The 13311-nt window shown below is 40.6% G+C and carries 11 protein-coding genes; 6 read left to right on the forward strand and 5 right to left on the reverse strand.

Annotated elements, in window-relative coordinates:
- Positions 1–61 precede the first annotated feature (61 nt).
- Positions 62–598, forward strand: coding sequence for a lipocalin family protein (locus HPC41_RS12160; RefSeq protein WP_216660741.1), 537 nt, complete (start codon positions 62–64; stop codon positions 596–598).
- Here the strand turns inward: HPC41_RS12160 and HPC41_RS12165 are convergent.
- Positions 595–900, reverse strand: coding sequence for a hypothetical protein (locus tag HPC41_RS12165; protein WP_172394280.1), 306 nt, complete (start codon positions 898–900; stop codon positions 595–597). The two genes, HPC41_RS12160 and HPC41_RS12165, sit on opposite strands and share 4 nt — an antisense overlap.
- A 117-nt stretch (positions 901–1017) precedes the next feature.
- Positions 1018–2322, reverse strand: a complete 1305-nt coding sequence (locus tag HPC41_RS12170) for an ammonium transporter (protein ID WP_172394281.1) — start codon at positions 2320–2322, stop codon at positions 1018–1020.
- A gap of 257 nt (positions 2323–2579) precedes the next feature.
- Between HPC41_RS12170 and HPC41_RS12175 the strand changes: the two genes are divergently transcribed.
- Positions 2580–3632 (forward strand): outer membrane beta-barrel protein, encoded by a 1053-nt coding sequence (locus HPC41_RS12175; RefSeq protein WP_172394282.1) that lies wholly within the window; start codon positions 2580–2582, stop codon positions 3630–3632.
- A 169-nt stretch (positions 3633–3801) separates the two neighbouring features.
- Here the strand turns inward: HPC41_RS12175 and HPC41_RS12180 are convergent, their stop codons facing one another.
- Both HPC41_RS12180 and HPC41_RS12185 read right to left on the reverse strand, forming a co-directional pair.
- Positions 3802–5184 carry an OmpA family protein gene (locus HPC41_RS12180; protein WP_172394283.1) on the reverse strand — a complete coding sequence of 461 codons (1383 nt, stop codon included), beginning with the start codon at positions 5182–5184 and terminating at the stop codon, positions 3802–3804.
- 78 nt (positions 5185–5262) lie between these two features.
- Positions 5263–5670, reverse strand: coding sequence for an NUDIX hydrolase (locus HPC41_RS12185; RefSeq protein WP_246250613.1), 408 nt, complete (start codon positions 5668–5670; stop codon positions 5263–5265).
- Positions 5671–5772: 102 nt separating this feature from the next.
- Here HPC41_RS12185 and HPC41_RS12190 point away from each other — a divergent pair, with 102 nt between their 5' ends.
- A complete protein-coding gene (locus HPC41_RS12190) occupies positions 5773–6792 on the forward strand; it encodes a L,D-transpeptidase (RefSeq protein WP_172394284.1) in 1020 nt (339 codons plus the stop codon).
- Positions 6793–6875: 83 nt separating this feature from the next.
- On the forward strand, positions 6876–7637 hold the full coding sequence (locus tag HPC41_RS12195) for a murein L,D-transpeptidase catalytic domain family protein (protein ID WP_246250616.1): 762 nt from the start codon (positions 6876–6878) through the stop codon (positions 7635–7637).
- 90 nt (positions 7638–7727) lie between these two features.
- Here HPC41_RS12195 and HPC41_RS12200 read toward each other — a convergent pair whose 3' ends face one another.
- The gene (locus tag HPC41_RS12200; RefSeq protein ID WP_172394285.1) at positions 7728–8426 is read right to left on the reverse strand and encodes a carboxylesterase family protein; all 699 of its coding nucleotides are present in this window, start codon (positions 8424–8426) and stop codon (positions 7728–7730) included.
- Positions 8427–8649: 223 nt separating this feature from the next.
- Here HPC41_RS12200 and HPC41_RS12205 point away from each other — a divergent pair, with 223 nt between their 5' ends.
- On the forward strand, positions 8650–9855 hold the full coding sequence (locus HPC41_RS12205; protein ID WP_172394286.1) for a metallophosphoesterase family protein: 1206 nt from the start codon (positions 8650–8652) through the stop codon (positions 9853–9855).
- 5 nt (positions 9856–9860) lie between these two features.
- Positions 9861–12899, forward strand: a complete 3039-nt coding sequence (locus HPC41_RS12210; protein WP_172394287.1) for an AAA family ATPase — start codon at positions 9861–9863, stop codon at positions 12897–12899.
- Positions 12900–13311: the final 412 nt, after the last annotated feature.

Consider the following 13311-nt stretch of genomic DNA (forward strand, 5'->3'; position numbering starts at 1 on the left):
CGGTATGCCTAAACCATATTGGTATTAAAATTGTTGTTTTATCAACAAACAAATCCAAAAGATGAATATAGACAAGAAAAAATCGCTCTTACTACTGACCGCTGTGGCGTTGGGAACGGTGGCATACAATGCGTTAAAGCCCGTTATCTCCCGTCCGGATGTAGTAGAACCTTTTGATTTAGATAAATACCTCGGGAAATGGTTTGAAATTGCACGGCTTGACTTTCGCTGGGAAAGAGGGCTCAGTCAAGTTTCGGCAGAGTATACCAAGAATAAGGATGGAACAATCCGGGTCAACAATCAAGGTTACTCGGAGGAAAAAGAACGCTGGAAACAGTCCATCGGAAAAGCTAAGTTTGTCAACAGCTCACACGAAGGTGCATTGAAAGTATCATTCTTTGGCCCATTTTACAGTGGTTATCATATTGTAAAAATAACTCCCGATTACAGCTACGCCCTTGTGTTTGGAGACAACCTTGATTACATGTGGATTCTGGGCAGAAATACCGAGATTCCGGACAAGATCAGAAATGAGTTTCTCACCTATGCGTTACAATGTGGCTATGAAACCGGCAAGCTGGTTTGGACAAAGCATTAATCAAAAATTGGCGCGAGTACCTGGTAATTGAGCGTTGGATCCTGGGCTAAAACATCAGCGATCTCTTGAAGATCTTGCTGATTGATCGCATTTTTTATTCCTGCATTATACAGACTCGCAAGAAATAGCGCGGCTTCACGCTTTTCAACTAACGCCAAGATAGCGCTTCCAACATAGAAATTGAGAACAGATGCAGCGTAGTCACCAAATATATGGAAACCAAAATCACCGTTTTTTTGTAATGCATGGCGCATCATTTTCTCAAAATCCGAACGCAATATTTCTTTTGTTGTATCTTTCATAAGGAAACTAAAATAGTGCAGCATATTCGCTCTGTTGGGCAAAGGTGCAAAAAAAATCCCAAACAATGCCGCGTGAAAGCATTGTTTGGGATGATTAAACGATTTTGATCTTAGCAATTAAAGTGCTTCAGCATGTTGAGAAACATCCAGACCAAGCTCCTCATCTGTTTCTTCTACACGTAAAGGAGAAATTAGATCCGTTACTTTTAACAGTACCAAAGAGCCTACGAAAGCAAAGAAAGATACGGCAAATAAAGCTACCGTATGCACAAAGAATAACTTAGTTTCTCCAAAAAACAAGCCATTGTCAACAACCAATGGATTTACATTATGATGTGCAAATACACCAGTTAGCACCATTCCTACCATACCACCTACACCATGACAAGGAAACACGTCCAATGTATCATCGATGCTGGTTTTGCTCCTTAAATAGACAACTAGATTACTAATCAATGCAGCGACTAGTCCAATAACCATGGCATGTGGAATGCTAACAAATCCTGCTGCTGGCGTAATTGCTACCAGTCCCACAACTGCACCGATACATGCCCCCATTGCTGATGGTTTTTTACCGCGGATGATATCCACAAATATCCAAGCCATTGCCGCCATTGCCGATGCTGTAGTTGTGGTCGCAAAGGCGTAGGCTGCTAACGAGTTGGCACCTCCGGCCGAACCTGCATTAAATCCGAACCAACCGAACCACAACAAAGCAGTTCCTAAGATCACATAACTTATACGTGCTGGATTGTGCGTCTGTGATTTACGGCCTTTTAAATAAATCGCAGCAGCCAATGCCGCCCAGCCTGCTGACATGTGCACAACAGTGCCGCCGGCAAAATCAAGTACACCAAATTTTGCCAAAATTCCTTCTGGATGCCAGGTAGCATGCGCCAAGGGCATATAAATAAAGATACCAAACAAGATAATAAACAACATATAGGAGTTAAATCGTATACGCTCAGCAAATGCACCAGTAATAAGTGCAGGCGTAATAATCGCAAATTTCAATTGAAACATCGCAAATAAAACCAATGGAATGGTTGGTAGGGCGCCCCAGGCAATATTCCCCAATGTACCTTTCATCATAAAGAATGTTCGAGGATCACCTATAATTCCGCCGATATCTTCACCAAAGGCCAGGCTAAATCCAACAATGACCCATAGGATCGTCATCAAACACATACAGATAAAACTTTGCATCATCGTCGAGATCACATTTTTTTTACTGACCATTCCCCCATAAAAAAAAGCCAGACCAGGTGTCATAATCAACACCAACGCAGAAGAAGTCAATAACCAGGCTGTATCCCCTGTGTCAAATTCTGCTTTATTCAACGCAGATAAATCTATTGAGGGAAATACAAGTCCTAATACGCCCAAAAGTACTAGAACAAAGAGTGGAATAATTTTTTTCATTTTTTTTAAACTGATTAGTGTTTATTAATACGTCAATAAATTTTAAATAAAATACAAAAACAAAACAAAAACCCTTTCTTACTTATTGTTTTGACAAATATAAACTCTTTTTATTGAAAAATTACTATCAAATATTATTTTTTATGATATTTTTTACATAATTTCACAGAAAACAAATACAAAACCACAAAAACCTATAAAAAAACAAAGAAAAATCAACAAAAATTAAAACAGATCAAACTTAAAACCTTATCAACATGAAAAAAATCTTAACAATCATCATTTTTTCAATAATTTTCATTCAAAAATCAAAGTCACAAGAGGAAACAAAAGAAAAACCTGTTGAAATATCAGGATCGGTAGACACCTATTGGAAATATGACTTCCAAAATAAACCGAACATCAACACTTACTTTACCGAGGATAATAATTCTGTGTCTATAGGAATGGTTGATCTGGCTTTAAAAAAGCAGTTTAAGAAAGCTTCTTTTGTAGGGGAACTTTCCTTTGGCCCCCGCGGTCAATATCGGTCTATTATTAATGGAGACGGTCAACCTGGTGATGACAAGAATAGCTTCCACATCCAAAATTTATATGTTGGCTACGATCTTACCGACAAACTTAACCTTACTGCTGGCTTCATGGGAACATTTGTCGGGTTTGAAGTCATCTCACCTACTTATAATTTCCATTACTCTACCTCCTACTTATTCGGTGCCGGCCCCTTTCAAGATGCGGGACTAAAAGCAACTTATAGCTTTTCTGATAAATTTGCATTGATGGTAGGTATATTTAATGACTGGAATGTGTACCAAGATCTAAATGGTGTCTCACACGTTGGCTCGCAATTAGCTTACCGACCCAACGACAAAGGCAGTTTTTACTTAAATTTTCTTACAGGATCTTCTGTTGGGGGTAAGGAAAACTATAGTTCAGGCACGCTTGTGGATTTTGTAGGAAATTACGATTTCACACCAAAATTCTATCTTGGTGTAAACGCCACGCATTATAAACGAAAAGCCGAAGGCGGATACACTGGAGTAGCTCTCTATCCAAGAGTTCATCTCTCAGAAAATTTCGGAATAGGATTACGTGAAGAGTTCTTCCAAACTCACAAAGAAGAAACCAATGGAATTCCTAGTTCCAATATGCTAGCTACCACGTTGACAGCTGAGTACAACTACCACGGCTTCAAATTTATACCCGAAGTAAGAATTGACAAAAGCAATTCTGAGAAATTCGTCAAGAATGACCTTTCTCCGACAAAATCAGCCGGTCAGTTTCTACTAGCCTGTGTTTATAGCTTCTAACAAACTTTGCCATAACATTTTAAAACGCCAAAATATGGATGATTATTTCCACTCATCGCGAAATCATTACGTAATCCCCTAAAAAAACTACTAAAAATAGAAAAAGCGGATTCTTTTGGATCCGCTTTTATATTATCAAACATTTCAAACTTCACATTTCCGCCGCACATTACCTAACGCTAACGGCAACATGTCGATCTAAAATCCGATCAGTTTCTGGCGCATCGGCCGCGTACTTGGCAAATTGCGAACCATATCCTTCAGCTCCGATGACCTGCTTAGACAGTCCTGCATTATCCAGATACTCCTTCACAGCATTTGCGCGATCCAATGATAATTTTTTATTGAATTCTTCATTTCCAGTTTTATCCGTATAACCTCCAATTTTCACATTAGCCGTTGGAAAGGCTTTGAGTATTTCTGCCAAATTACTAAGTTGGACCTGGCTTTCAGGTAAGACCTTTGCAGTACCGGTTTCAAAATTCAGGTTATCAAAATCAAACCATTTATTTTTCAATGAATCTTCTCCTAAAGACTTGTAATCAGATCTTAAAAATTGAACCAATTGGTCTTCTATTCCGCTTTTAAACGCGCCTAACTTTGCACCATTTGGCAGCGCCACATCCAAGCGCTCACGATCAATTTCGCTAGACGGGTCGCCTCCCGCCATATTTCCTGAATCTAACTGTACTTGATTGACACTGGTATCCGAAGAGCCCTCTTTTTTATCCCCACTACAGCCCTTGCCAAATAAAAACCAAAGAAGCGCAATGACAATTAACGCAATTAAAATCTTCCACCATCCACCACCTGAAGAGTTTGTTGATGCAGCACCTGTTTTGACAGCATCTGCTCGGGGTAATGCCAAAGGTTCCTTATGCGCCCCTAACTCTGTAGCCGGGTTAATAACAGGCGAATCTTGATGATGTTCGACATTTTTCACAATATCTTCGGCGGGCTTTTCAGGCACGACTGTTTCGGGTTCCGAAAAATGATCACCATCAAATAGTTTTCCAAAGGCGCCTAAACTAAGACCAGCAGGGATAGCAGCAGCAAATGCAGTCTTATTCTCTTTTAATGTTTGACTTATTACACTTGCATCCCAGTGTTGCCCCTTATTCGTCAAGCTGGAGAATATAGCTGGAAGCGAGAAGCGCATCAATTTGTGCACTGAGTCTGCACTAAAGCCTAGATAGCCGGCAATGGTACTTATCACAGTCTCTAACCCACCACCAAATATAGAAGTCAAGATATTGCTATTGTCCGAACCTTCCGAGACCACTTCTTGGCCCTCCACATCTCCATCATTTGTCCGATCACCTAAAAATCGAGTAAGGTCAAAATTCGAAAAATGCTGTTTTCCTTGTTCCAAAATTGCCGCCATTCCACCACCATTATCGGACTGTTGACTCATGCCTAATAACAGTGCAGGAACAACAACGTTTAAGCCCTGTTTTACCTGTTCATGATTTTGGTTTAAGCGTTGCCCGAACCGAGTAAGAATCTCGTCATTAAAAAAGTCTTTAGTTGATTTTAAAAGCTGATTTTCCATAACCTTAGTTTATTTATTGTTTATATGATAAAACATTAACAAACAAAGGCTTAAATTGTTCAAATCAAACCAAGGCTGTCAAAAGTCTCCGGACAGCCACTTTGGCACGACGAATTCTTCAGCGAGATGAGCCAACTGATAATTTTGCCAACTATCTTTTTTGATCCATTGTAGTTCTTCCAATTCGGCCTGTGGAGTAAAAGGGACCTTCACATTGAGTTTTATCAGATAGATATGTCCCTCGACCAAGGTATCTTGCTCATTCACCGCTTGTGCGCTATGCTGACCGATAAACTGTAAGGCAATGCGCCTTGCATCAAAATTCAGCTCTTCCCTGAGTTCCCGCACTAAAGCCTCTACATCACTTTCTCCGGCAGCAATCTTCCCTCCGGGCAATTGAAAATATTTTGACCCCTTCTTTCTAACCAGCAATAAGTCTCCATCAGGGCCAATCATCATTGCTGAACAAATCACAATCTTATGCATACTACTACTTGATATTACAAAACTAACTTTTTATCAATCATTTAAAAAATGTGTTTTATTCTTATATTTAAAGAATAAAACAACAATTTATATAATCCATATATGAACAAAGGATTAACATGCCTCGTATTTAGCCTATTAGTTCTATCGTTGGGTTGCCAGCAAGAAAAGAAAAGTACAGTACAAGAAGAGCGGCCGCCTAAGCATCAGGAAGCTCCCCACACTAAAAAGCAGGAAGAAAAGCCAAAGCCAGTGACAGCAGATGATATTGTTATCAAAAAAGACCTGTTATACAAAAAATATACACTGGAAGACACTTATCCTTATAAGGACACCACGCGTGGTTTTCAATGGGACAAAATAAAGGAGCAGCTGGCTTTTGTGGAGAATTTTCAGCAGACGCCCTCACGCTATGCCGTTCTTCAGAATTATCAGAATGAACAAGGAGAAGCTCCCACGATTAAAGATTTCAAACGAGATGCATACAAACGCGTTGCTGACAGCTTCAATGTGGCTCGCTATCAAGCCGCCCCATTATACGATCCGGCCACGGACAAACCTGTCCGTTACGGACGTGACGGATGGCTGGTTCGCCTAAAAGGTGCAGATACCCTAGCTAGAATACCGATTGCAGGCGTATCATTTGATGGAAAATATACGATTCCTAAACGGTATCTACGTCTGATACGCGATAGTGTGCAATTTAATATTATTAACGTTGTTGACGTCAAAAACCAGAATATCTGCACATTGGAAAAAGTGGACAGAGAATGGCTTGTACGTAGTATGAATCCTATCACCAGTGGCAGACACAAACCGCCACATGCTCAGGAAACGCCAACAGGGCTTTTTGTAGTACAAGAGCACAAATCAAAAATGTTTTACTATGAAGACGGTACGCGCACCTATGCGGGCTTTGCTCCCTATGCGACCAGATTTACGGCGGGAGCTTATATTCATGGCGTTCCAGTCAATAATCCAAGCGGCAGTATCATCGAATACAGCGAAAGTTTGGGTACGACGCCTAAGTCCCATATGTGTGTCAGAAATGCGTCATCCCACGCTCAATTTGTCTACAAAAGGTCAAAAGACCTTTCCTCACTCGTAATTGTTATTGATTAACAATATTTAACATTCTGTAAATCAAATATGTATTAACTTTAATAATTATTTTTGTAAACATCTACACAGAAAAAGGGAGGAGAATGGGAAATACGTTTATGTTTCTTTTAATGGCATTAAATACAGCTTTGTCAACGAAAGAAGATTTAAAAACAACAAATCAACAGACCAACATCCATCATATAAATGTAGAACGTCAACGTACAGAAGTTGATTCTTTATATGATGAAATGAATTTAAGCCCGATATTAAAATACGAGGCGTTCCGACAAGCAATGGAAGGCAGAAAAGAGCTATCCATGCACAACAGAGATATTATGACAGTCATTGACTTTTCCCTGGCATCCACGGAAAAAAGACTTGTTGTGCTTGATCTGGCCAACAAAAAGGTACTTTTTAACACCTTGGTATCTCATGGGAAAAATAGTGGCGAAAACTATGCCACAAATTTTTCAAATCAGCAAGAATCCTTAAAAAGCTCCTTAGGTTTTTTTGTCACAGAAAATACCTATAATGGAGAAAATGGCTACTCGCTGGTGCTGAATGGCCTGGAGGAAGGAATAAATGATAATGCCAAAGCACGGTACGTGGTCATGCATGGCGCAGATTACTGCAGTACTGGAACAATTTCAAGCTTGGGAAGATTAGGCAAAAGCTATGGCTGCCCGGCAGTACCCCGGGAATATGCTGCACCAATAATCAATACCATTAAGGATGGCACCCTGTTATTTATCTATGCAGACAATCAGGAATATCTTGCAAAAACGCATTTGATCCATCAACCAAATGTGTTAATGGCGCAATTCAGTCGTCAACAACGGCTTGAAAACACAGATGAGGGTTAAAATAACAAAAGGCTGATGAACATCAGCCTTTTTCTTTTGTACAGTATTTCAAATGCCCCAAACAGCGCAAACCTGACGACCATGTAAACCTTAGGATTTATGCTTTTTCTTAAATTTTAACATCCAGTCATAAATCGCACCATCGTGAAATAAACGTTCGACGCTACCGTGCGTTCCACCTTTGATCACATTTAAGCTCACATCAGCATCGGGATCGGCCTTTTTTATAGCATTCATAATTTTTCTGGACTCTGAAATTGGTACAGCACGATCAGCTGTTCCATGATGCAGCCAGATAGGTACCTGGCTCAGGTTGGAAGCATATTGGCTCGATCCGCCACCACAAATCGCCACGGCAGCCGCAATACGGTCCGGATATTTTCCGGCAACATCCATGGTACCGTACCCCCCCATACTCATTCCACATACATAAATACGATCAGGATCAGCATGATAATGCGCGATAACATAATCGACAATTTCGATCACTTTATCCGGATCCCAGCCGCCACGGGATTGGGGAGCAACAATAATTCCGGGCACCTCCTGGCCCTTATTGATGGCATATAACACCCCATAGCGTTTGACACGATCTAAATTTGTACCCGATAAGCTCCGGCCATGCAAAAACACAAAAACAGGCTGCTTTTCAGATGCCGCAGCATCCCGGTCGGCATCTTTCAATAAAAAAGGATAAGCTGTTTCCCCTTTGATTGCTTGTATTTCTTGTGCATTTAACGTTGTAAAATACAGAAAGAAAACACATAAACACAGGTAAATTTTATGCATAAATTTAATTTATCAACGATTTCTTAGCTTAATTTTGGAAGACTAAAAATACAATTAAATGATTTTTACCGACCGCATTTAACAACTTTTAACATTTCAGCATCATTCAGCGATACCATTCAAACCTACGCCAGCATAAATTTAGACGGATATGCAATTATAATTGCATATCCGTCTAAATTTATCTTAGTTTGTACTATCTGGTAAAAATTAAGGGCTCATCATGAAAATACTACATACTGCAGATTGGCATTTAGGAAAGCGATTGGACAGCTTTTCCCGCATGGATGAACAACACCTGGTCATGGAGGAAATTATCCAGATAGCGGACCAACAAGAGGTGGATCTGGTGCTTATTGCTGGCGACCTTTTCGACAGCTTCAATCCCGGTGTAGAAGCCATCGAGCTCTTTTACAAAACCATCAAACGACTGGCAAAAAATGGTATGCGGCCTGTAGTCGCTATTGCGGGGAACCACGATTCACCACATTTGATCGATGCGCCGGATCCGCTAGCACGGGCCTCTGGCATTATCCTTATCGGTCATCCCAATTCCCTTATTACACCGTTTACAGCTGAAGGTTTCGCCGTTCTACATTCAGACAAAGGTTTTATCGAGCTTCGTATTGACGGTCATAACTATCCTATCCGAATACTACATACCGCGTATGCCAACGAGATCCGGCTCAAACAATACCTGGGGGAAGAGAAAGAAGTTCAATTAAATAGAGCGCTCGCAGAAAATTGGCTGAAGCTAGCTGAAGCCTATTGTGATGACAAGGGTGTCAATATCCTGACAGCACACCTCTATATGAATAAAATTGGCACTCCGCTAATCGAAGAACCTGATGGAGAAAAACCCATTAAAATTGGAAATGCTGACCTGATTTATTCCGAATCTATCCCCGATCAGATTCAGTATACGGCATTGGGCCATATCCATGGATTCAAAAATATCGGCTCCGCGCAAAAGCCTGTTGTATACGCTTCATCACCGCTTTGCTATAGTTTTGCTGAAGCGGGACAGACAAAGTATGTCAACATCGTCAATGCCGTACCGGGCAAAGACGTCACATACGAACAAATTGCACTCCGCCAAGGAAAGCCGCTGGTCCGAAAATCGTTTGCGGATATTGGCCAATGTATCACTTGGCTGTCCGAAAACCCCGAAACATTCGTGGAGTTAACCCTAAAATCGCAAACATTCCTGAAAGCTGAAGACCGTAAACTGATTTATCAGACGCATTCAGGAATTGTCTATTTAATCCCTGTTGTTCAACATGATCAACAAAATACGCTGGAGACAAAAGAAATTAATCTGACCCAAGATATCGCTACACTATTTGGGGATTATTTTAAATCCAAAAATGCCAACCAGGCGCCCAACGAAGACATTCTTAACCTCTTTCGCGAAATACTAAATTCTTAAAGCCCATGATCCCTTTAAAGTTAATTATAGAAGGCATATACTCTTACCAAGAACGTCAGACAATAGATTTCACCGCATTGACAAATGTTGGACTTTTTGGGATCTTTGGCGCTGTTGGCTCGGGCAAATCTTCAATTTTGGAAGCAATTACCTATGCCTTATATGGCGAAACCGAGCGCTTAAACGCGCGGGATAGGCGGGCCTATAATATGATGAACCTGAAATCAAACCGTTCGTATATCGAATTGAATTTTATCAACTTCGATAACCGCACGTTTAAGATCACCCGTGAATTCAAACGGAACTCCAAAAATTTTGAGGATGTCAAATCGCCCACCGTTGTATTGTACGAAAACATTAATGAACAATGGATTCCGCTGGAAAGCAGTAACACACAATCCATCATTGGATTAAGCTACGAAAATTTCAAAAGAACAATCATTATTCCCCAGGGACAGTTCAAAGAATTCATTGAACTGGGTGCGAAAGAACGCACCGATATGATGAAAGAAATCTTTCAGCTCCACCGCTTTGATCTGCAGGACAAAGTAGCGACACTTTATAAAAAAAATCAGTCTGAGCTGGACCAGCTCAATGGCCAGCTGATGAGCTATGAAGAGATCAACAGCGAGCATATCCTGGCAATAAGGGACAAGCTGCGGGGGGAACGGGAATCTTTTATATTGGCTCAGGATAGCAACAAGCTTCTTCAGGAAAAATTCCAGCGCGTCAAAAATATCAAAGAGGATTTCTTACAACTGCATAAAATGAAATCTCAATTTCAACAGCTAACAGATCAGCAGGCAGAAAAAGAACATCTACGCCAGCGTATGATCCGCTTTGAAGAGGCATATACAAATTTTTATCATATCCTACAGTCACAGGACAAATTGAAGCAGGAAAATAGGTATGAACACAGCAGGCTGCAACGCGAGGAAACAAAGTCCAACGATATCCAGCAGCTTAATCAACAGTTATCGCTGCAGCTTCAAGAAGTTAAACCCCAGTACGAAAGACTATCTGAACGGCGCATCAGTGAGTTGGATCTGGAACTAATTCTGCAGCTGATCACTTTTTCATCGGAGATAAAAGGGCTAAAAGAAAGCGCAGAGAAAGGACGGAATTTTGTCAGGGAAGCCAAAGAACAGCAAATACAAAGTAAGAACAGTATCCAAGAAACGGAAGCCTTACTCCTTCGTCTGAAACAATCGAAACCTTCTGCAAATGAGCTGATGGAACTGGGTCAATGGTATACAAGACATCAAGCCATTCTCCAACAGGAAGCTGAACTCCATCAGCAACTTGCTGAGTTGAAGACTACTATAGCCGATCTGAACGATAATTTGCGACGCCGGGGCTTCGATGCTGTTGAATTTGAATCCAAGTACAACAGCGAATTACTAACCCTTGAGGCCAGGCTGAGCGCACTAAACGACGAGAAAGCACATCTTCTGTTACAGCAAAAGCTAACACATTTTGCCGAGAATCTGAGCGCAGGCTCCCCCTGCCCTTTATGTGGTGCCCTGGAGCATCCAGCGATCGCTGAAGGCATCGACATTACCCAAGAACTTACTGACAATCGTGATGCCATCGCGAAAATCACTGGGGCGATAAAATCCAGGACCGATCAGAAATTCGAGATCGAAAAACTCTTGCTTCGCCTGCAGTCACTTGAGGCGCAGCAAAATGATCTCACAGAAAAGAGCCGTGCACATGAATCGCTTAAATCCAACCACCTGCTTCAGTTTACCTGGCAGAATTACAGCAGTATGGACGAGTCCGTTTATACGCAGAAAAAACAGGAACTTACTCGCATTGAAGCTCAGATCGTGGCAACGGAGCAAATCTTAACCAACCGGAAGTTGGTATTGGCCGATTTAGAGAAAAAACTGGACAAAGCGAACAATAAATTAAATGAACTTGAAGTAAATGAAGCACGAAAACAGACCCAGATTAATCAAAATATTGGACATCTTAAACATTTAAAGTGGCCAGATTACCAGCCCTTGGAACATGCGGCTGTCGAAAACCAATATAGTACGTTAAAAGCAGAGAACCTCCACATAGAAAAGCACTATAAGGAGCTTACGGAACAGCTAAATGGACTAAACAGTCAACTTGCCGCACAAAATAGCTTAGTACAATCTATTCAGGATCGGATTAGTAAAATTGATAACGAGATAGTAGAAGCTGAAGCGGTCATCGAGCAACTTCTGAAAGTTTCTCCTTTCAACACGATAGATCAGGTGAAAGAAACTTTGGCTGAGAACTTACCAGTTCAGCAGATCCGAGCCGAACTTGAGCAATTTCAGATCAAATTTGAAACCCTGAAAGCACAAATTGCACAGTTAGACAAAAAGTTAGTTGATAAAGTGTACGATGAAGCATTTTTTTTACAGCAAGAAACTGCATTGGAACAAAATTCTCATCAGCTAAAAATTCTTACGGAGAACGTCGCTAAATATGAGCAGGAATTGAATCAGCTGGAAACTGCTTTTGAAAAAAAAGAAATTTTGCTACACGAGCAGGCAAAGCTAGCGCTACGGAATGATAATCTGAAACAACTGTTCAACCTATTTAAGGGCGCGGGGTTCGTGCAATACGTATCATCAATCTATTTACGTCAGCTCTGTGATCATGCGAATATCCGCTTTCACCGGATGACCCGCAACCAGTTGAGCTTACATATTAATGAAAACAATGAGTTTGAAATCATAGACTATTTAAATGAAGGGAAAAGTCGGAGTGTTAAAACACTCTCTGGCGGTCAAGCTTTTCAAGTCTCCTTGAGTCTGGCGCTAGCCTTAGCCGAAAGTGTGCAATCTAATACCAAAGCCTCAAAAAACTTCTTTTTTATTGATGAAGGTTTTGGTACTCAAGATATTGCTTCTGTCAATATCGTTTTCGAAACGTTGCTTGATCTTCAAAAAGAAAATCGGATTGTCGGTATTATCTCCCATGTGCAAGAATTGAAAGAACGGATTCCATTATCGCTTTCTATAGAAAAAGATGAAGAACGAGGTAGTCAAATTTTCATTAATTAATTGCAAATCCAAAAGTAATTTTGTAAATTAGTATAGCGTCAGTAGCCAAAAAACTGACGCTAATAACCAAAAAGAAAGATTATGGGCTTATTTTCAAATAATAGGAAAGGGAAAGGGTCGCATCCTTTTTTTCATAAATCAGCTAGATCAACTGTTCGTTTAACTGCTGCAAATAATAATCCTTCTACTGCGCATTCACCGGCGCAGTCCATACTCTTCGTCAAGCAGTATGATATTATGACCATTCTAAAGGAAATTCTAATGCCACAAAACCAAAATTAATTTTCACCATAAATACATCGCTTAAGCGACAGTTTTTTTGCTCCGCTCCTACTTTTGTTGGCATCCTGTCCACAACATATAGCAGTATTGATGTACCCCAATTTTTGCAGTTGAAACAATCCTTTAGCCG

Source organism: Sphingobacterium prati, assembly GCF_013167215.1.
In the GTDB taxonomy this organism is placed as follows: domain Bacteria; phylum Bacteroidota; class Bacteroidia; order Sphingobacteriales; family Sphingobacteriaceae; genus Sphingobacterium; species Sphingobacterium prati.